Genomic DNA, 20,372 nt, shown 5'->3' on the forward strand with positions numbered 1-20,372 from the left:
CTCATATCGAGTATCAGACGGCCCAGCACGAGCAACCCAGTGCGCCGAAAAAGCCCTTCAAATCCGACACGGGCGCTTTCGATGCCCAGGCGTTCGCATGGTTATGCCCATGCATCCCGCATGCACTGGCGCAACCGCAACCGGCCACTGCCTGATAACGCCGGTACGACGAAGACGACAGCGAATTTTTGCCTGCACCCTCCGGATCCCCCCAGGCCGCATAGCCGCCAAACAAGCGCGTGGGCGACCAGTCGGGCATCGCCGGGGGCAGCGGATTATCGTCGTGTTGGGCAAACTCGCCCTCGCCGTAGACCACTTTTCCGCCCACGACGGTCAGGTGTGACGTCAAAAACGAAATGTCATCCTCAGGCACGCTGAAAAAATCCTTGCTCGGCACAATAAAGTCCGCCAACTGACCGACCGAAATACGGCCCCGCTTGCCTTCCTCATTCGAAAACCAGGCGACATTCTCCGTCCACATGCGCAATGCCGTCTCACGATCCAGCAAATTGCGTTGGGGATACATCTGCGTACCGCCCAAGGTCTTGCCCGTGATCATCCACGACAGTGACACCCAGGGGTTGTACGAGGCGACGCGCGTAGCGTCCGTACCAGCCGACACCTTGACGCCCTTCTCCAGAATGCGCTTGACTGGCGGCGAGGCCTCGGCCGCCTTTGCACCATAGCGTTCGATGAAATACTCGCCCTGGTAAGCCATGCGATGCTGCACGGCAATACCGCCACCTAGTGCGGCAATACGGTCGATGGACTTGTCGGAAATCGTCTCGGCATGATCGAAAAACCAATTGATACCCTCTAGCGGCGTATCCCGGTTGACCTTTTCAAACACGTCCAGCGCGCGCGAAATCGTTTCGTCATAAGTCGCGTGCAACCGCCATGGCCATTTGTTCTGCACCAAGACGCGTACGACGTCTTCGAGCTCGCTTTCCATCTGCGGCGGCATATCCGGACGCTCGACGCGAAAATCCTCGAAATCCGCGGCCGAATACACCAGCATTTCCCCCGCCCCATTGTGACGGAAATAGTCATCGCCCTGCTTATACGTGACCGACTTGGTCCAGTTCAGAAAATCTTCCTTTTCCTGCTTGGGCTTTTGCGTAAACAGGTTATAGGCCAGCCGCACCGTGATCTGGTTGGCATCGGCCAGTTGCTGGATGACTTCGTAGTCCTCTGGATAGTTCTGGAAACCGCCACCCGCATCGATCACTCCCGTGACACCCAGGCGATTCAACTCGCGCATGAAATGGCGCGTCGAATTGATCTGATAGTCCAGCGGCAGCTTCGGGCCTTTGGCCAGGGTCGAATAGAGAATCGTGGCATTGGGTTTTGCCAGCAGCAAGCCCGTGGGGTTCCCATTGGCATCGCGCACGATCTGCCCGCCCAACGGATCCGGCGTGTCCTTGGTGTACCCCACCGCCCGCAACGCCGCCCCGTTGAGCAGTGCACGGTCATACAGATGCAACAAAAAGACCGGCGTATCAGGCGCAATCGCGTTGATCTCGTCGATCGTCGGCAGCCGTTTCTCGACGAACTGCTGCTCGGTAAACCCGCCCACCACACGCACCCATTGCGGTGCGGGCGTGATGGCGACCTGGCGCTTCAGCATTTCCAGCGCGTCGGCCAGCGAGCGCACGCCATCCCAACGCAGCTCCATGTTGTAGTTCAACCCACCACGCACGACATGCGTGTGGTTGTCGAACAGCCCGGGCAGCACATGGCGGCGTTTCAAGTCGATCAGGCGGGTATTCGGTCCCGCCAGCCGCGTGACCTCTTCGTTGGTGCCCACCGCGACAAAACGGCCGGACTTGATCGCGATGGCGTTGACCACCGGCTTGGCACGATCCAGCGTCGTGATCTGGCCATTATGGAAAATAACGTCAGGACTGGCATCGGACACGGTTGAAGCTCCTTTCCGGAGTGCCTCGGCCGCCGCATTGCGGCCCCATGCGCCATTGAACGCTGCCGTAGCAGCCAGCGTCGTGGCCGCGCCGAGGATTTTTCGACGAGTTGACATTGTCATGCTTTTCTCCTGATTGTGGAGCTTTTCTTGATGCCGCCGGTAAACGCCGGCAGGCATGGCAAGCGCCCCAGACCGCGCAGGCCCGGGGCTGGTCTTGGCTAGATTCCGCTTACTTGGCCGGATTCGGGCCAATACGCTCGCCGTGCTTCACACGCTCGGGGGCCTTGTGCACCATCGTATAGGCATAGTCCACACCCATGCCATAAGCGCCGGAATGTTCCTTGACGATACCCATCACCGCATCGTACGAGTCACGGCGAGCCCAATCCCGCTGCCATTCCAACAACACCTGTTGCCACGTCACCGGCACAATGCCCGCCTGGACCATGCGGTCAATGGCGTACTTATGCGCGTCGACAGAGGTGCCGCCTGAGGCATCGGTCACCATGTAAATCTCATAGTCCGTGTCATGCAGGCATGACAGCGCGAACGTCGTATTGCAGACCTCGGTCCACAAGCCGGAAACCACGATTTTCTTGCGGCCTTGCGCAGCATGCGCGGCCAGTGCATCACGCACATTCTGATCATCCCACGAGTTCATCGATGTACGCTCCAGGATCGGATGATCCGGAAAAACGGCCAACAACTCGGGATACGTAAAGCCGGAGAAGCTTTCTGTTTCCACAGTGGTGATGGTGGCTGGGATATCGAACACTTTCGCGGCTTTAGCCAAGCCCACTACATTATTCTTTAACACCTGACGATCGATCGACTGGACGCCAAAGGCCATCTGCGGCTGCTGGTCGATGAAAATGATCTGGCTATTCTGGGGGGTCAGGACTTCGAGATACTTGGACATCGCATTGCTCCCTTCGTTGATGATCGAATAAAGTGCCGCAGCGCAGCAGTGTAGGGCTCCATAGATGTCATCAGAAGGGTCAAACTGGAAAAGCATCCTTTCCAAAATTGACATGAACTCGTCATTACGCCAAGGCCACGTTCTTCACGCGTGCCTGGAACGGCCTCTTTGCGAAGCAATCAGCAGATCCCTCTCACCTGGGCAAACGGACTGCGACACATTGCCCCCAGCGCCATGCGGTCAGTAGAATCCAGCACAACACTCTCTTTCGCCAATATCCATGAACAGACTGCCAGACCTGGAAGCCTGGGCGATCTTTGCCAAGGTTGCCGAAACAGGATCCTTTGCCCGCGCCGCCAGCGATTTCGCCTTGTCGCAGGCCACGGTGTCCAAAGCCATCACGCGTCTGGAAGCACGCATGAAAACCATGCTGTTTCATCGCACCTCCCGCCGCATGACCTTGACCGAGAGCGGACTGGCTGCACTAGAGCGCGCCACCCGCATCCTGCAGGAGGGCGAAGCCGTCGAGGCCGATCTGGCCGAACAGGCCACCGCCCTGCGCGGTCTCGTGCGCGTTGCCGCGCCAATGTCCTTCGGGCTCTCGCATCTGGCGCCCATCCTGCCTCAATTCATGGAATCCCATCCCGACGTGAGTCTGGACATCGAATTCAGCGACGAGCAAAAAGACCTCGTCGCGAATCGATTCGATGTTGCCGTGCGCATTTCCAATCTGTCTGATTCCAGCCTATTGGCCAAACGTCTATGCAACGTGCGCCTCCTGCTGGTAGGCTCACCCGCCTATTTCGAGCGCCATGGCCGGCCCCGGCATCCGAGCGAACTCGCCGAGCACCGTGCCCTGCAATATGCGTATTCCCACAAAGGGCCCAGCTGGCGCTTTCAACATGAACGTGATGGGGAATTCAGCCTATCCATGCATACGCCCTTGCGCGTCAACAACGCCGAAGCCCTGACGCATGCGCTGACAGCCGGCCTCGGCCTGGCGCTGCAGCCGGAGTTCCTGGTCTGGCAGGATATCGAGGCAGGCCGTCTGGAAACCGTGATGGATGAATGGCAGGTCGAACCCATCGCCTTGCATATCCTGACGCCACCAGGACGCAAACGCCCTGCCCGCGTGCAGGCTTTCATCGATTATCTGGCGCAATGCTACGCCAGTCAGCCGTGGGCTAGACGGGATGAGGGGGCTTGAGAGAACTCCGTGTCAGGGACGAACAGCCCCTTCGCGCGCTCTTCGGATTGTCAAGACTGCAATGCTTTTATCACTGCACCAGGATTACGTTCAATCACGTTCAACAATACCAACGCTGGGCCACGAGGCACTCTGTCACCGCGCTCCCAGTGCCGCAGTGTTGCTGTCGAAAAACCAAACCACCCAGCAAACTGTTCCTGGGTCATGCCCACCTTGGCTCGGACTGCCTTCACATCAACAGGCCGAGGTCGATGCACCCTGACACCAATCTCGTTACCACGAGCGTCATCAATGGCCTCTTGCAAGCCTTGCTTGATGATGTCGAATGCCTTGTTCATGACTTTCGTCCTTTCCAAATTTTTACCAATAGGCCAACCATATCCGCTAATTCATTACGTTCAGCTTTACTGAGATTAAGCTTGTCACCCTTGGCAAACAATGTCAGTAGGTAAAGCGGCATGGAGCTATTGTAAAAATAGTAGATAACACGAACCCCACCCCTCTTGCCTTGCCCGCCTCTGCCCCAGCGCAATTTGCGCACGCCGCCGGTTCCCTCTACCAAGTCACCCGCTTTGGGGTGCTCAGCCAGATATGTGATCAGAGCAGCATACTCATCATGGCAGAGCAGCTTGTCGGCAAGCCGAATGAACGAAGGCACCTCCACTACGCAATTCAAATTACGATTGTAATCCATTGGATTAGTTCCGTACAGCTGTATAGATCGTGCCTCCACTATCGATCTCAAGACACGCTATCGGAAGATGCAGTGAACGTTTATATCCATGCGCAGTTGCCGCAACGCGAATCAATCATCACGTCTACTGCACCTGCAGATTCGACTCCTTGACCAAGGCGCCCCACTTTGCGGCTTCCGCCCTCAGGAATTCTGAAGCCTGCGCCGGACTGTTCGCCACCAGGTCTACCCCGTCACGTGCCAGCATTTCCTTCATTGCCGGCGTACTCAGTGCCGTCCGTGCCGCTGCGTTCAGCTTGTCGATGACGGCGGGCGGCGTTCCGGCCGGGGCCGCGAGCACGAACCAATTACGAGCCTCGAACCCCGGCAAGGTTTCCGCCACCGTCGGAACATCCGGCAAAATGCTCATCCGTTTCGCGCCTGTCGTCGCCAACAGCCGCAGTTTTCCCGAGCGCACGTGCACCAACGAAGACGCAGGATTGTCGATCATCAGGTCCACCTCGCCACTGATCAAGTCGACGAAAGCAGCGCCAGCGCCCTTGTACGGAATCTTCGTGAAATCCACACCAGCCTGCTTAGCCAGCATTGCCGTTGCCAGCGCCTGAATCCCGGTACTCGCGGACAAGGCAAAATTGATCTTGTCAGACTGCTTGGCCTGAGCCAATACATCCTGCAGCGACTTTGCCTTGAAATTATTGCTGGCGACCAGCACTTGCGGCGCAGCCGCCATGATCATCACCGGGCTGAAATCCTTGATCGGGTCATACGGAACCTGCGGATAGAACGCGGGCGTCGTCCCGAAAGCCGCCGAACTCAACAGCAATGTATAGCCGTCAGCCGTCGATCGAGCAACATCGATTGCGCCGATCTGCCCCGTATTGCTGGCCTTGTTTTCGACCACGATACTCTGACCGAGAATCTCACCCAGTTCCTTTGCGAATGGCCTGGCCAATGTATCCACACCGCCACCGGCAGCGAAGGGAACAACAATGCGTATCGCCTTGTCGGGAAATTCCGCCCGGGCGGCGCTGCCCATCAACAACGCGGCCATCATCGCCCCGATGATTTTCTTTTTCATGCAATGTCTCCTATTTACGTGTGGCGGCCAGGCGCATAGGCAACGCGGCATCGCCAGCCGTCTCCAATGACCAGACCGAATCAATCAGACGATCGGCATCGACGTCCACGCCGGCATACCGCACCAAGTCACGCAGCTTCTGCTCGATGGCGTCGTCCTCCAGCGGACGTGCCAACGAGCCGCGCGGTTCGGTGACCTCACGCTGCAACACCGAGCCGTCGCTGAACTCAATGCGCAACTTGACCGCATCGACCGACATGGCGGGATCGTCGGTGAACACCAGCCGCTGACCGAGTCCGCGTAAAACAGGATCGGCCACCGCCTCATCCGAAAACTCCGTGAGACCGGCGCAGCCACGCACCAATGCCACAGCCACGGCATGTTGCGCGCACACTTGAGACTGGCGGCCGCTCGTGACATCGGGACGATCCGTCCGTTGGCGCAACAAGGGATGACCCGTCAACGCAATACGGGAAATACCGCGCCATCCGCCATCCTGGATACGCGGATCCGAGGACAGCTCCAGGCAGGCATCTATGACGGGATTCAGCACCACGCCGCAGGGATACGGCTTGTATGCGTTATTCAACAGCTCCCAGCTATCCCCGAGCCGTTCTGTCATCGCAGTCAGCCGCGGACTGTCGCTGACGACTCTCAAGAACCCGCGCTCTCCTTCCAACGGCAGCGCCGGCCCATCAAAACCCTCAGCAGCCAGAAACGCCGACAGCAACCCATTGCGTGCAGCATTGCCCACGCTGACGCTCTTGGCTCCGGTACCTAACGCCTCCACCAAACCACCCGCCTGCACCGCAGCGACGCCTAATGCATGCACGTTCTGCCGCACATCCAACCCCAGCGATTTTGCCGCTGCCAGCCCTGCGCCAAACACGCCGCACGTCGAGGTGATATGCCAGCCACGCGCATAATGTTCCGGCGAGATCGCGTTGCCGATACGGCAGGCCACCTCGACCCCCAGCACAAAGGCATGTAGCAATTCCTGTCCACTCATGGGCCGCGTCTCTGCCAAGGCGAACAACACCGGCGCAATCGGCGACGAGGGATGAATAATGGTCGGATGATGCGTGTCGTCAAAGTCGAACACATTCGCCGCCATCGCATTCAATGCGGCAGCGCTCAACACATCCACACGATCCGGCCGGCCCGCCAGACTCGCCTGCGGTCCCGCCGAAAAGCGCGCATACGTACGCACCGCAATATCCAGCGACGGCGTGCGTGCCGCAGAAATCGCCACGGCGAAAAAATTCAGAATCGCCCGGCGCGCGGCATGTCGTACCTCTGCCGGCACATCCTCCCAACGCGAGCCAGCGACGAAACGCGATAGTTGAACAGACGGGGAAATCGCATCGGAATCAGCGGTTTGAGTCATGGTTTCATTTCACTTGTTCAGGAAGCCACATTACGATCTGCGGAAAGGCGTAAATCAGGCCCAAAAAGAGCAGGATGATCAGCACGAACGGCAACGCGCCGCGGAGAATGTCACCGAACCGGGCCTTATCATTCATGCTGCGCAACACGAACAGCACCATGCCGAGAGGCGGCGTGATCAGACCCACCTCGATCATCAGCACCAGAAAAACACCAAACCAGATCGGATCCAGCCCGAGAGCCATGGCGATCGGATAGGTCACCGGCAGCGTCATGAGCATCATCGCGATCGACTCCACGAACATGCCCAGGACCAGATAAATCAACACCATCGCCCCCATCACGACGATGGGCGAGAAATCAGCTCCCTGAATGAGGTTGACGACTTCGCGCGGCAACCTCAGATAGTCGAACACCCAACTGAAAATACCCGCGCCTACTACGATCAGCAGCAACAAGGCTGTGACTTTCGCCGCGTCATAGGCGATCTCCACCAGCGCTCGCCAATTCAGTTTGCCGCGCAGCAGGCAGAGCACGAACGCACTGACGGCGCCAATGGCGGCAGCCTCGGTCGGCGTGGCGATCCCCGCATACATAGAACCCAGTACCGCGCCGATGATAATCACGAACGGCACCATGCCGCGCGAGGCCGTGAGCTTTTCACGCATGGTGTAGGCGCGCGCGGGCGGCGCTGCCCCCGGCACCGCCAGTGCCCATACCAGCGCACCCAGCATAAACACGCCCATCAGCAACAGACCCGGAATCATGCCGGCGAGAAACAGGTGAGTCACCGAAGCCCCCACCGTCGTCCCATAGATGATCATCGGGATACTAGGTGGAATCAGAATACCCAGCGTCGCGCCCGCGGCCGCGACTCCATACGTCAACCTCGGGCTATAGCCGCGCTCGATCATGTCCGGGCAGGCGACTTTCCCCAACGTCGCGGCTGTGGCCAGACTGGATCCGGACACGGCAGCGAAGATCGCAGACGCCCCCGCAGAGGCATGCGCCAGGCCACCCGGCGCGCGGCCGAACCAGCGCACCAATGCGTCAAACATGCCGGACGTAATCCCACTGCGCAGCAGCAGTCCGCCCATGAAAATAAACATGGGAACGGCCGTCAACGTAAAAGTATTCGTACTGCTCCAGGCCCGCTCGGCCAGCAATGAAAGCTGTGGACGCGACAACAAAAAGTACACGCCCAACAACCCCACCATGCCCAGCGCCACACCGATACGTACGCCGAGAAACAGCAGCAGCATCATGCTGCCGACGAGCAACGCAGCCACCCAGCCCAGCGACTGTCCACGGACCAAGGCATACAAGGCGGCGCACCCGCCGATGAGAATCAACGACTGCACCAGCGTGGTCTTGCCGCTCCACGCCCCCATCGCGATGATGAACGCCACGGCGATCACCGCCATTCCCCAATCGATCCGGCTGCCGGCAATAGACACGGGATTGGCCCCTAAACCCACGAGCGCGAGGACCATGATGCCCAAAACAACGGGCGCCAACCAACGACGCCAATGCTCTGCGGGCGGACGCAAACGATAGATATCCACCAGGATAGACAGACAGAAAGTCAGCATCCCCAGCGACACAGACAACTGCGGTATCCACTGCGGCGTCGACAACAGGCCCCAATCCCGCGTGTCATTCACATACTCGCGAAAATTAAAGCTGGCCATTTGCCATCCCAGCACTACGCTGAACAGCAGCGCCAGCCATTGCCCCAGCAGTTCGAGCTGCACCCGCGTCGATGACGACACCCGGTCGATCCAGAGTTCCACCTGGACATGCGCATTCGCCGACTGCGCCGCGGCCAATCCAAAAAACACCGTTGCCACCAGCAGATAACCCGAGATTTCCGTCGCCCACGAAGTCGGCGAATTAAACACGTAGCGCGAAAAAATCTCATAGCACATCGACAGCGCCATCAACAGCAGTGCTGCCGTCGCGAGCGCCCCGGAGCATCGGGTAATACCAACCATCCCTCGAATCAGGCTGAAATCTGCGCTGCCATCCAATGGATAAGGCGACGCGCCTGGCGATATGGCCGCCTCTGCCGGCGCCTGCATCGGCATATCAATGCTGCTCATGTTTGTCTCCTCGACGCTTTGTGCGCGATGGTGTTTTCCCTGAGCGAGACCGATCGCCCGAGAAATGCTATGACGATATTATAGGCATATTGTATTATCGAATGATCACAAATTCACACAGCGCACCGCGCACCATCCAGGAGGAGCAACATGAATCACCCCACTCGCCCGCCCTCGCGGCTACGGTCATTAGCGCTCTCTGCCGCCCTCGGTGTCACCCTATGGGCCGGCGCCTCGCAGGCACAGACCTATGACCTGACCATGGCTGTCATCACCTCGCCCGGCGACGGCTATTCCATTCTCACCGCGTCCGTTCCCGATCGCGTCGCCAAAGCCACCGGCGGCAAGGTCAAGGTCACCGTCAGCGACTCGCTGGTGCCGCCCGCCCAAATGGCGACCGCGGTTCGCGAAGGCCGCGTGGACATGAGCGCTGCCCTGCACACCTATCTGGCTGCCGACGAGCCACGCATGGGCATCTTTAACCTACCGGGGCTCATCAACGACATCAAAGAGTACAAACAGGTCTGCGACGCCTTCTGGTGCGAAGACACCCGCAAAATCTGGAAAGACAAATGGAACGCCATCGTGCTCGCCGAGGGCACCTGGTGCACCCAACAGCTGTTTTCCAAGGACCCCATCCACAAGATCGAGGACTTCAAGGGCAAACGCCTGCGCGTGCACAATCCCCAGACCGCCGAAGTCGTCAACGCCCTGGGCGGCAAGCCGGTCGCCATGCCCACCACCGAGATTTTCCCGGCGCTGGAGCGTGGCGTCATCGACGGCCTGTTTATCTCGATGTGCGTGGGCGGATCGCTGGAATTCTGGCGCATCGCCAAGAACGTCCAGAACTGGAGCCTCGGCCCGATCAACGGCTGGGCCATACTCGTTAACCCCGACAGTTGGGAAAAACTGCCGCCCGACGTGCAGAAACAGGTCCAAAACGCCATGGACGGCGTACAACACGACGCCTTCAGCCAATACGACCAGTTTGTCGCCAACGCACGCCAAGCAATGGAAAAGAACGGCGTGACCTTCTGGGTCGCACCGGATGAAGAAAGGGCTAAACTAATGCAGCCGCAATATATAGGATCCGCATACGATGCTTGGAACAAACGTGCCCAGCAAGTTGGATTCGATGGCCCTGCCTACCTGGATCGTGTTCGAAAGGTATTAGGCAAGACGCAATAATCGACGGGCGCACCCAACGGTATCCGGGGCGCTCGAAATATGCTCTGGATACCTTTTGCATTACGCCCATGACTGCCCACGTAGAGCCACAAGACGATTTCAAGGTCCAACGCGTCGCTTCAGTGCTGAGGCACAGCGTGACAGAAAATATACGCAACGCCATCCTGGTCGGCAGGTTCCGGCCCGGTGAACGATTGCCCGAGCGTGACCTGTGCGAGATGACCGGTGTCAGCCGGACCTTGGTGCGCGAGGCCTTGCGCCAGCTGGAATCCGAGGGCCTGATCCTCGTCATTCCTCATCGCGGCCCCGTCGTCGCCCGGCTCTCGCCCGAACAGGCGCGCGGCATCTACCAAGTCCGCGAGGAACTCGAAGGCCTGGCCTGTGAGCTTTTCGCCGAGCATGCCACGCAGGCGCAACTGATCGCATTGCGCAAAGCCCTGGAGGCGATGAAACGCACCCTGCCCCGTGGCACCGCGCTGCAGCAGCTGGCCGCGAAAAACGCCTTTTATCAGCAATTGCTGGATGGGGCGGGCAACGAGGCGCTGACCAACAGCCTGCACCTGCTGAACTCCCGCGTCATGCTGCTGCGCTCGACCTCAATCCAGGCCCCTGGCCGATCCAAACACAGCATCGCCGAGCTCACCGAGCTGCTGCAGGCACTAGAGGCGCGTGATGGCAAGGCCGCACGCGCAGCGGCGCGACGCCACGTGCGTAATGCCGCCGACGTCGCGATCAAAATCCTGCAGGAATCGCTACAGTCCGAGAGCGCGGACTAACCAGCCGATTAACCAAGCCGAAAACGATCAACGCCCACGAACGATGATCGCCCCGAAAGTCGCCGGCGCCACTCAACGCGCCGCCGACTTTCCAAAGGGATCCGCATTGACCGGCGTATCCACGATATATGGCAGCGCCTCAGGCAATCCTGCCAGACTGCGCATCAAGGGATAAATAGCGCTGTAATCCTGCGCGCCCCTGCCTTGCGCCCGCGCAGCAGTATACGACTGATACGCGGCGCTACCCATCGGCACACACGCACGGCTGCGCGATGCCAGCTCCAGGGCCAGGCCCAGGTCTTTATGCGCGAGGTCGACCTGAAAACCTGCCGACAAGTCGCCGCGCAACACCTTGTTCGGATACGTGATATTCATATGGCCCTGGCCTGCGATCGTCCCACGCATCACCTGCAACGCCAGCTCCACGCTCAGCCCGCATGCCTCGGCCAGCGTCAATGCCTCGGCCGTCAAGGCATTGAGCGAGATCCCCATGAAGTTGTTGATCACCTTTACACGAGAACCACCGCCCACCTCGCCACAATCAATGATCTGATTGCCCATGCAGAGCAATGCTTCCTCTGCGCGAGCCTTGTCGCCGGCCGCGCCACTGGCCAGAATCAGCAAGGTGCCTCGCTCTGCCTCCATCGCAGATCGCCCCACCGGGGAATCCAGCATCCTCAGGCCGCGCGCCTCCAACAGCGCGGCAATGGCATCCGTCTCATGCGGCAGGATGGTCGACATATTGATCAACAGCGACGCCTCCGAGAGCGATTGCAACGCGCCATCGGGGCCCTCCAGCGCGGCACGAATGTGCGCCGCCGTGGGCAGCATCGTGATCACCAGCCCTGCACCAGCCACCGCCTCGCGCGCACTTGCGGCGCGCTTGCCACCCGCCTGCACCAGCGCATCCAGCGCCTGCGGATTCAAGTCATATCCCGTCACCGCAAACCCGTTCTTGACGAGATTACGCGCCATCGGCAGGCCCATCGCCCCTAGACCGATAAACGCGATCGAATCGTTCTTCATACTGATGTCTCCTCGTTATGGCGTGCCGACAGCTCTTCGCCATCGGCACGCATCTGGCATATCTGCAGCAGCGCCGATGATGCTTTACGGCAATACGCCTTCTTTTTCCATCTCAGCGATTACCTCATGCGCCGCCTTCATGGCATCCAACGACGCCGGCACACCGCAATAAATAGCCGCCTGCAGAATCACCTCGACAATTTCATCCTTCGTCACGCCGTTATTGACAGCGCCACGCATATGCAACCGCAACTCGTTCGGCCGATTCAGAGCGATCAACATCGCCAGATTGAGAAAACTACGGGTTTTGCGCTCCAGCCCGGGCCGGGTCCACACATCCCCCCAGCAGTACTCCGTCACCAGCTTTTGCAGCGGCGCGCTCATGTCGTCGGCGCTGTTTAGCGACTTGTCGACATAGGCGTCACCTACAACAGCTCGACGCACCTCCAGCCCCTTCTGGAACTGCTCGGATTGGAATTCGGGCCTTAATGCCATGATAGTTTTTCTCCACAAATTAGATGCGGCGCCGGACCATCCTCTTGCCACCGCATGATGTATTACTATAATACAATCCTATTGTATTTGAATAAAAACCAACACCTCGACCAGGAGGAGACAGACATTGGAATACGCTTCTTTCAGCGTGTGCGCGATTCGCTACGCGCGCCGCTCCGGCCGAACCTCAGCCGGCAACCACCGAGGCAACGTGGATTTTCATGATGCAGCGTGCGACCTGGACTATTACATCCGGCTGGTGCGACATGCCATGCCGGCCAAGGCCGCCGGGGACGTCGCATGAATCCGCCGCTGAAAGGCCGCCACGCACTCGTCACCGGCGCCGAAGCCGGTCTGGGATATGCCATCGCCGATCAATTGGCGTCGGCCGGGGCGTCGGTTGTCATGCATTGCCTCAACGCCAACGACCAAGCACGCCAAGCCCGCGATGCCATCGCAGACCGTCACGGCGCCAAAGTCGAGCTGTTGCAAGCCGACCTGCGTGACGTAGACCAGATCGAAGCCATGGCGGCCCAGGCATTGACCCAATTTCCCCGCATCGACATCCTGGTCAACAACGCCGTGATCCGGCATTTCGAGCCGGCCCATCAATTGCCTCGCGGCCACTGGGACGAAGGACTCGCCGTCAATCTCTCGGCCCCCTTTCACCTGGCACGCCTCACCCTGCCCGGCATGCTCGCCCAGCAGTGGGGCCGCATCATCAATCTATCCTCGGTCTATGGCAGCGGCGCCGCGCCGAACCGCGTGGGCTACATCACCACCAAGACCGCGCTGCTGGGCATGACCCGCGCCCTGGCCATCGAGACCGCCGGCAGCGGCATCACCTGCAACGCCGTCGCCCCCGGAACCGCCCCTACGCCCGCCATCGTCAGCAAGATCGCCGCCATCGCCAAACAGTCGGGCCAAAGCGTCGAGGAAGCCGAGCGCGACTATCTCGCGGCACGCCAACCAACCGGCCGGTTTGTGGCCCTGGAAAACGTGGCTGCCCTGATTTGTTTTCTCTGCGCCGACACCGGCAGCGATATCACCGGCGCGACCTTGCCCATCGATGGCGGCTGGACGGCCGCCTGAATCCCCTTCCCCTTTTGCACGAGTGACAGACACATCATGACAACGGAAAAACATCTAGGCTTTATCGGCATCGGCCGCATGGGCACCCCGATGGCAGAACGGCTGCTGAATGCAGGCTACACCCTGACCATCTACGACACGCAACCCGAGGCCTTGCAAGCGCTGAAAGACAAAGGCGCGCTCATCGCAGAGTCCCCCAAAGCCGTGGCCGACAGCGCCGCCACCGTGCTGGTATCGTTGCCCACCCCCGATATCGTCATCGCCGTGGCACTGGGCGAACAGGGTCTGGCGCGCGGCAAAGCGGTGCGTACCGTGATCGACCTGTCCACCAGCGGCTCCGCCGCGGCGCGTACCCTGGCCGATGGCCTGGCAGCAGCCAATATCCAGAGCATCGACTGCCCGGTCAGCGGCGGCGTCACAGGCGCCACACGCGGCACCCTGGCGCTCATGATTTCCGGTCCGCGCGAGCGTTTCGAGCAACTGCAGGACATCTTCAACGTGCTGGGCAAACCCGTTTACGTCGGTGAAAAGCCCGGCATGGCCCAGACCATGAAGGTCATCAACAACCTGATCTCCGTGACCGCACTGAGCATCACCTCCGAACTGATGGTGATGGGCGTCAAGGCTGGCCTCGATCCAGACGTCATGGTGCAAATCATCAACTCCGGTTCGGGCCGCACCAATGCGTCGGAAGACAAAATCCCACGCTTCGTGCTGACCCGCAGCTTTGACTTCGGTTTTGCAATAGGCCTGTCCACCAAAGACGTACGCCTCTGCCTCGAAGAAAGCGAGCAGCTCGGCGTACCGCTGCGAGTCGGCGATGCCGCGCGCAAGCTGCTCAACGACGCACGCGACAAACTCGGCAGCGACGCAGACCTGACCGAAATCATTCGCTACGTAGAAGACACCGCAGGCGTACAAGTGCGCGGCAAAGCGGCGGCAAACCAGGCATAGGGCGTCAGCTACCGCACCTACGCCGGCGGCGTTCCCGCCACCAACACGCCATAAGCCAACACATTACAAAAACAACACAGGAGACATCTCATGCGCAGCATTTTCAAGACGTTCGTACCAACGCTGGCTATCTGTTTCGCCGCACTCGGCGCCACCCGGACCGAGGCGGCCTACCCCGACCGCCCGGTCAAGGTCATCGTGCCCTTCGCGGCTGGAGGTGGTGCGGACATCGTGGCACGCCTCGTATTTAAAGGCGTCAGCGAACAACTAGGCCAGTCCTTCATCATCGACAACCGTGGCGGTGCCGGCGGCATCATAGGCACAGATGCCGTCGCAAAAGCCGCCCCCGACGGCTACACCCTATTGTTAGGGCAAAGCGGACCCAATGCGATCAATCCCTCGGTCTATAGCAAACTGCCCTATGACGCACGCCGGGATTTTGCAACCATCACGCAGTTGACCAGCTATCCCTACGTCGTAGCAGTGAAAAAACAACTGCCCGTCAACACCCTCGCAGAACTGATCGAACTCGCCAAACGTCAGCCTCGTACGCTGACGCTATCCACGGCGGGCCAAGGCAGCTCTGCGCACCTGGCGGTCGAGCTGTTCATGCGGCAGGCTGACATCTCGCTGATTCCTGTGCCTTACAAAGGTGCAGGCCCTGCCCTGCTCGATGTCGTAGGCGGAGTCGTGGACATGACATTCGGCGACGCTGCATCGGCCTCAAAACAGGCGCAGGCGGGTAACGTAAAGGCCGTGGCCGTCACAGGTGCGCGCCGCTCGCCGCTGCTGCCTGATGTGCCTACGGTGGCCGAGGCGGGTGTTCCCGGCTACGAGGCCTCTGCCTGGCATGGCGTATTAGCACCACGCGGCACGCCCGAGCCGGTCATACAGACGCTGCAAGCCGCTATCGTCAAGGTCCTGGCCGATCCGGCATTAAAGGAACGCCTCGCTCAAGACGGCATCGAAACCGTAGGCAGTACGCCAGAGGAATTCAATCGCTCGCTGCAGGCGGAGATTGAGAAATGGCTCAAGGTTGTGAAGGATGCGGGGATCAAGCTTGAATAGCAGGCGCTGATGCAATATGGCTTGTCCAGATCTTGCGCCGATGAATGCTTGCACACAAGAACAGCTCGACATCACGAGCTGACAGGAAGACCTTGGTGTAAAGCGCGAAAGCCTACCTCCCTTAGAACTTTTGTAGAATTGGCCCTCAAAACGTGGGATTTTCGGGGTAGAAGCGTTCGGTCACATCGTTGGAGATCACGTTCATGGATTATGAACATGTACTGCAGACAATTAGTTCATGGGCCAAGAGTAACGACAACATTCGATGTGTGATCCTCACGGGCTCAGCTGCGGCATCAGGCGCACATTCACTTTCTGATCGCGACATAGAACTTCACGTTCGCGATCCTAAAATCCTGGAAACTGACGATACGTGGTGGGAAACACTAGGCAAGGTACTTGCAGTTGAGCGCTTGGAGAACAGCAGCGGCCAAACGACGCGGCTTGTCTATTATGCCGGCGGAAAGCTCGATTTTACGCTCGTCAGTATCAATGACGAGCGTGGAACGTATGATCGGCCTTTCAAGGTATTGCTCGACAAGGACGGGGATGCGTCCGGCTTTCAATTCTCCAGCAAAGTACCTGAGCCTCCGAGGCAAGAAACGTTCAACGAATGTGCGAACTGGGGCTACGCAGCAGCGTTGATGGCTGCCAAGGCCATCGTCAGGAATGAGCCTTGGTCGGTGAAATTCCGTGACAACGATCTAAAAGCAGAACTCCTGCGAATGATCGAATGGGACCATATCATCAGGTATAACGGTAAGCGGGATGTCCGGTATCTTGGAACCAGAATGCGACAATGGATGGATGCGGATATCCAGACAATGCTAGAAGAGTGCTGGGCCTCCTTCGACCTGTCGGACAGCCGTCGAGCGCTATTGGCTTCACTGGTTTTATTTGAAAAAACTGCTTCAAGAATTGCCAGCTTGACCGATTTAGTCGATTTCAATCACCGCGAGGTCCAGTCGGAAATTCACCGCATTCTTGCAAATGCCTAGCAACCGCAGCCATGATTCCAGCCAGGTGCCATCAGTCCTTGCGCGCCAATTCCTGAACGGGAACGCTGCAATACAGCTGCTTCACGCTGTATTTGGCGATCGGACCCGCGCAATCGGTGCTGCCGGCGGCCACGGTCAATGCAGTCAACACTAACGCAATGGCAAACAGGATCGCTCCGATCATCGACACCGCAGAAACGATACGATGCCCCACGGCATCACGCAGCAAACGATGTGCCGGTTGCCCCTGATCGAGGGCTTCCTGGATCCGGCGCGCGCGTTTGTGGAACCAGGATTGGCGCATTTGCAGATTGGCAACGCAGCACAACACCGACGCGAGAAAACCCAGAATCAACACACGGACACCCATGGCGCCGATGATTTTCAACTCGCCCAATGCAACCACGCCAGCGATACCGGCCAATGACAGCGTCGAGATCAGTTTTGCCAATTCGCGTTCCGCCGTCACTGCGTTTTCCTGAGCCTGGCTCCACAGCTCGAACTGACGCTGCCCCCAGCCCAGCGCAGGGTCGTGGGGCAAAGCCGGATCGCGCTCGTGGTCCTGTTGGACGTAAACGCTGAGCTTGCCCATGCCGTAGGCGATGATACCTACGAGGATTGCCGTTATTCCTATCGAGAGCGTCATACGGGCTTTCCTGGAAATCGTCTGCGAATCCGGTGAGGGACATGTGCCAGATGCAACAACTGGCAGTACGCCGACCTTTCTTCAATTGTCTAACAAAAGTCCGCAGCGTGCAGAGAGGGGAATTTCTGATGCAATGATTGTGCATCCCAATGACAGTCAGCGTCACACGCCCAGTGCCATGCAGGCCGCGGCATACCTGCGGTTCCGATCGTTCCATCCGTTAGGCAGGCCCCTGGCAGTCCTGCCATTGACTCGTATGGACAGGCGCAAAAAATCGCCGCTATCGGCGATCTCGTTGCAACCCTTGTTCAGCCACCACCAGCCGCTGCCTCTGGCGGCGTCCGTAGGGCGTTCGAGCCATTCTGGATGGGTAATGTAGTCAACGTCTAGCCCATTCGACACCGCGCGTCCGGTGATCTGGATCAGGCCGCGTCCTCGGTATCGGAATCCGTCGCCGGGGTGGGTATTGCCTAGGCTAGTTCGGCCCTCGTAGCGCCGTTGCGCCACTGTGGGGCCCCAGATTTCCCGGGTGTAAGTGAATCCGCATGATTCGTGGCCCAGGGTGGCGATATACATCGCGGCGCGGAGGGGTGAGATGATTCCGAACTCCATCATGGATTGTTCGATGGGGTGGTACCAGCGGGTGGCTCGGTACGGGGGTAGTAAGGCTGCGTTTGCGAAATCGGATTTGCGCATGGGGATTAGGTACGTTGGTGGCGCTGAGGGCTTGCTTGAGGGTGTAGTGACGTAATTTGGGATTACGTTCCAACGCAGTCCAAGAAACCAATTCCTAGCCGTTCTATGCGGCAGCTGTGCCATCCAACGCCCCGCATTACCCGTTACGCAACTGACACGCTTCGGTGCTATAACTGGCCGAATCCGGATCTGCAACGAGTTCTATCGGGAGGCTGAAATGGCTGATGATGCACTACGAGGTGATCTTGCAAACGCGACCGATCCTGCAAAGGGTGCGGCACTGGTCGGATATAAACACGCCACGGCGGCCGCAATTTTCCGCACCGTTCCGATTCCTGCCAATTACGGAATTGTGGGTAATGGCAGCAATGAGACTCAAGCGATAAACGCGTATCTTGCTGATATGGCGGCTATTGGATATCCAGCCCGATTTGAGCGAGGCGCGGTATACGGCTTCGATGGTTTGGTAATCCCGGCAGGTGCGATCCTAGAGGGGCACGGAGCTGAGTTCAAGGCGTTAGGTAATACCTCGACTTACACTTTCAACATCGGCGAGCATGCCTGCGTGGAAGACTTTTTGGTGACCACAGACCGGACGAATATCGGTTCCATGATGATGCAGGTGGGTGCGTCCCTTAAAGGTGGTCGAATTATCAGTAGCCTTCCTGCTATTGACGGAACTCTGTTTATACATCCTAGTGCAGCTTACATAGATTGCGAAGCTGTAAATGTGGATCGTCCATTTCACGTACAAAATCGCACAAATGTATTAGCGGGAGGGACAGGTCTGAACGGCCGACTAAAGGCGCAGAATTACATTCGAGCATTGCGGATAGACGCCGCTGACGATTGGAACTTGGAATTGGATTTTTCGGGGAAATCGCCTGACGCTAACTTTGAACCGGCGCACAACGGAGTGCTGATCAACGGATGCCAGAGATTCAGAATACCTCGTGCATCCATAGCAGACTCGGGAGAACACGCTATCCGATTTGGCGGCGACATAGACAGAGAGTCAACAGATTGGTTCTTTGGGGATGTAAGAACCAAGCGAACCGGAGGCTGCTCCTTTAAAATCAATCCCGGAAATACATTCCCTACGCGCCGGGGACACGTAGACACTTTAATTAGCGAGGATGCCGGCTACAACACAGCGGGGCGCAATCGAGAATTCATTCGACTATCGGGATGCCAAGACATCTCTTTTGGGTACGGCTCACATAGATGTATAGAAACCAGCCTCTTGACTTGTGCCGTACAGCTCAATGGCACTGAAAACGTTCGGATAAATCACATAAGCATCGACAATTGCGGAGAGTTCGTTCGGTTTGTTGACGAAGGCGATGGCCCTGGCGATGTGACTGGGCTTCAAATTCTAGACGGATCAGCGCAATGCAGTGCCACAGCCGCCATCCAGATTCAAAAGACTTCATACAACGTGGGAGACGTGTATATCCGCGCCACGTTATCCGGCAGCTATACCTATTATGCGCAAGGGGCCTCTGACGGCACTACGAAGCTAAATGGACCCGTTTTCCTCGATGTATGTGCAAGAGGCGGAGCGGCGCAGCGATATTTCTTGGAAACAGATGACGTACAAGTGCGTGTAAGGGTTGGCGCTAGGATTTATGAAGGTCACGTCACAGGCAGAATCGCGTCGTACAGAGCTACAGGAACCCCCGTATTTGATCCCGGCAATGTCCCAGAGTCCAGTATGACCACGGTATTAACCTCACCTGATAGCGTGGCTGGACCGGGCAGTTTCGGCTCAGCATTAGAGTTCGCGCGCCCTGGAAGCACAAGACGAGGCGCAGCCGTCGCGATGGAGCAAATTTCTACCTTTGCTCCCTACACCGGCCTGAGCGTATGGGCTGGAGGGGATCAAACCCCAACCAGCGCCATGCGAAAAATTGGCACGTTCCGATACGATGGTTTCCTGGAGCTGACATACGTCGGAGGTGGACTGATCATGCCAGATGCGAACGGGAACAAATACAGAGTGACAATTGCAAACGGCGCACTATCTGTAAACCCTATATGACTACTGAACTAGACATATCCATCGTAGCTACGAACACGCTTTGATGCAGAAAGTCTGCCATGAAATGACCCGACTCATGTTCTCT

The 20,372-nt window shown here is 58.4% G+C and carries 20 protein-coding genes; 9 read left to right on the forward strand and 11 right to left on the reverse strand.

Annotation, left to right across the window (positions count from 1 at the left end; translation table 11 throughout):
- Nucleotides 1-13: 13 nt before the first annotated feature.
- Nucleotides 14-1,918, reverse strand: a complete 1,905-nt coding sequence (locus ACYVIT_RS14740; RefSeq protein WP_415807333.1) for an amidohydrolase — start codon at nucleotides 1,916-1,918, stop codon at nucleotides 14-16.
- A gap of 232 nt (nucleotides 1,919-2,150) precedes the next feature.
- The gene (locus ACYVIT_RS14745) at nucleotides 2,151-2,840 is read right to left on the reverse strand and encodes a hydrolase (protein ID WP_415807209.1); all 690 of its coding nucleotides are present in this window, start codon (nucleotides 2,838-2,840) and stop codon (nucleotides 2,151-2,153) included.
- Between the two features lie 280 nt (nucleotides 2,841-3,120).
- Here ACYVIT_RS14745 and ACYVIT_RS14750 point away from each other — a divergent pair, with 280 nt between their 5' ends.
- Nucleotides 3,121-4,047: a LysR family transcriptional regulator gene (locus ACYVIT_RS14750; RefSeq protein ID WP_415807210.1), complete on the forward strand. Its 927-nt coding sequence runs from the start codon at nucleotides 3,121-3,123 to the stop codon at nucleotides 4,045-4,047.
- A gap of 50 nt (nucleotides 4,048-4,097) precedes the next feature.
- On the opposite strand, the gene ACYVIT_RS14755 is transcribed toward ACYVIT_RS14750, so the two are convergent.
- The 5 genes from ACYVIT_RS14755 to ACYVIT_RS14775 all read right to left on the reverse strand — a co-directional run bounded on the left by ACYVIT_RS14755 (nucleotide 4,098) and on the right by ACYVIT_RS14775 (nucleotide 9,307).
- A complete protein-coding gene (locus ACYVIT_RS14755) occupies nucleotides 4,098-4,385 on the reverse strand; it encodes a helix-turn-helix domain-containing protein (RefSeq protein WP_415807211.1) in 288 nt (95 codons plus the stop codon).
- Complete coding sequence (locus ACYVIT_RS14760) at nucleotides 4,382-4,741, reverse strand: type II toxin-antitoxin system RelE/ParE family toxin (RefSeq protein ID WP_415807212.1); 360 nt, start codon at nucleotides 4,739-4,741, stop codon at nucleotides 4,382-4,384. Before ACYVIT_RS14760 ends, ACYVIT_RS14755 begins: the two co-directional genes overlap by 4 nt.
- 124 nt (nucleotides 4,742-4,865) lie before the next feature.
- On the reverse strand, nucleotides 4,866-5,819 hold the full coding sequence (locus tag ACYVIT_RS14765; protein WP_415807213.1) for a tripartite tricarboxylate transporter substrate binding protein: 954 nt from the start codon (nucleotides 5,817-5,819) through the stop codon (nucleotides 4,866-4,868).
- A 10-nt stretch (nucleotides 5,820-5,829) separates the two neighbouring features.
- Nucleotides 5,830-7,206 (reverse strand): MmgE/PrpD family protein, encoded by a 1,377-nt coding sequence (locus ACYVIT_RS14770; protein WP_415807214.1) that lies wholly within the window; start codon nucleotides 7,204-7,206, stop codon nucleotides 5,830-5,832.
- A 4-nt stretch (nucleotides 7,207-7,210) separates the two neighbouring features.
- On the reverse strand, nucleotides 7,211-9,307 hold the full coding sequence (locus ACYVIT_RS14775; RefSeq protein WP_415807215.1) for a TRAP transporter large permease subunit: 2,097 nt from the start codon (nucleotides 9,305-9,307) through the stop codon (nucleotides 7,211-7,213).
- Between the two features lie 150 nt (nucleotides 9,308-9,457).
- Here ACYVIT_RS14775 and ACYVIT_RS14780 point away from each other — a divergent pair, with 150 nt between their 5' ends.
- Both ACYVIT_RS14780 and ACYVIT_RS14785 read left to right on the forward strand, forming a co-directional pair.
- The gene (locus tag ACYVIT_RS14780) at nucleotides 9,458-10,495 is read left to right on the forward strand and encodes a TRAP transporter substrate-binding protein (protein WP_415807216.1); all 1,038 of its coding nucleotides are present in this window, start codon (nucleotides 9,458-9,460) and stop codon (nucleotides 10,493-10,495) included.
- A 68-nt stretch (nucleotides 10,496-10,563) separates the two neighbouring features.
- Complete coding sequence (locus ACYVIT_RS14785; RefSeq protein WP_415807217.1) at nucleotides 10,564-11,271, forward strand: GntR family transcriptional regulator; 708 nt, start codon at nucleotides 10,564-10,566, stop codon at nucleotides 11,269-11,271.
- 72 nt (nucleotides 11,272-11,343) lie between these two features.
- Here ACYVIT_RS14785 and yihU read toward each other — a convergent pair whose 3' ends face one another.
- The gene (gene yihU / locus ACYVIT_RS14790) at nucleotides 11,344-12,297 is read right to left on the reverse strand and encodes a sulfolactaldehyde 3-reductase (RefSeq protein WP_460478222.1); all 954 of its coding nucleotides are present in this window, start codon (nucleotides 12,295-12,297) and stop codon (nucleotides 11,344-11,346) included.
- 84 nt (nucleotides 12,298-12,381) lie between these two features.
- Entirely contained in the window at nucleotides 12,382-12,792 is a 411-nt protein-coding gene (pcaC, locus tag ACYVIT_RS14795; RefSeq protein ID WP_415807219.1) for a 4-carboxymuconolactone decarboxylase, read from the reverse strand.
- Between the two features lie 127 nt (nucleotides 12,793-12,919).
- Between pcaC and ACYVIT_RS14800 the strand changes: the two genes are divergently transcribed.
- From ACYVIT_RS14800 to ACYVIT_RS14820, 5 genes are all read left to right on the forward strand, one after another.
- A complete protein-coding gene (locus ACYVIT_RS14800) occupies nucleotides 12,920-13,096 on the forward strand; it encodes a hypothetical protein (protein ID WP_415807220.1) in 177 nt (58 codons plus the stop codon).
- The gene (locus ACYVIT_RS14805) at nucleotides 13,093-13,884 is read left to right on the forward strand and encodes an SDR family oxidoreductase (protein ID WP_415807221.1); all 792 of its coding nucleotides are present in this window, start codon (nucleotides 13,093-13,095) and stop codon (nucleotides 13,882-13,884) included. The genes ACYVIT_RS14800 and ACYVIT_RS14805 overlap by 4 nt, the downstream gene beginning before the upstream one ends.
- Before the next feature lie 36 nt (nucleotides 13,885-13,920).
- Entirely contained in the window at nucleotides 13,921-14,838 is a 918-nt protein-coding gene (locus tag ACYVIT_RS14810) for an NAD(P)-dependent oxidoreductase (RefSeq protein WP_415807222.1), read from the forward strand.
- Nucleotides 14,839-14,928: 90 nt separating this feature from the next.
- Complete coding sequence (locus ACYVIT_RS14815; RefSeq protein ID WP_415807223.1) at nucleotides 14,929-15,906, forward strand: Bug family tripartite tricarboxylate transporter substrate binding protein; 978 nt, start codon at nucleotides 14,929-14,931, stop codon at nucleotides 15,904-15,906.
- Between the two features lie 203 nt (nucleotides 15,907-16,109).
- A complete protein-coding gene (locus ACYVIT_RS14820) occupies nucleotides 16,110-16,904 on the forward strand; it encodes an aminoglycoside 6-adenylyltransferase (protein ID WP_415807224.1) in 795 nt (264 codons plus the stop codon).
- Between the two features lie 31 nt (nucleotides 16,905-16,935).
- Here ACYVIT_RS14820 and ACYVIT_RS14825 read toward each other — a convergent pair whose 3' ends face one another.
- Together ACYVIT_RS14825 and ACYVIT_RS14830 are read right to left on the reverse strand one after the other, a co-directional pair.
- On the reverse strand, nucleotides 16,936-17,550 hold the full coding sequence (locus ACYVIT_RS14825) for a hypothetical protein (RefSeq protein ID WP_415807225.1): 615 nt from the start codon (nucleotides 17,548-17,550) through the stop codon (nucleotides 16,936-16,938).
- A 162-nt stretch (nucleotides 17,551-17,712) separates the two neighbouring features.
- The gene (locus tag ACYVIT_RS14830) at nucleotides 17,713-18,165 is read right to left on the reverse strand and encodes a glycoside hydrolase family 19 protein (RefSeq protein ID WP_415807226.1); all 453 of its coding nucleotides are present in this window, start codon (nucleotides 18,163-18,165) and stop codon (nucleotides 17,713-17,715) included.
- Between the two features lie 298 nt (nucleotides 18,166-18,463).
- On the opposite strand from ACYVIT_RS14830, the gene ACYVIT_RS14835 reads away from it, so the two are divergent.
- Complete coding sequence (locus ACYVIT_RS14835; RefSeq protein ID WP_415807227.1) at nucleotides 18,464-20,287, forward strand: hypothetical protein; 1,824 nt, start codon at nucleotides 18,464-18,466, stop codon at nucleotides 20,285-20,287.
- Nucleotides 20,288-20,372: the final 85 nt, after the last annotated feature.

This window comes from Bordetella muralis (assembly GCF_054781015.1).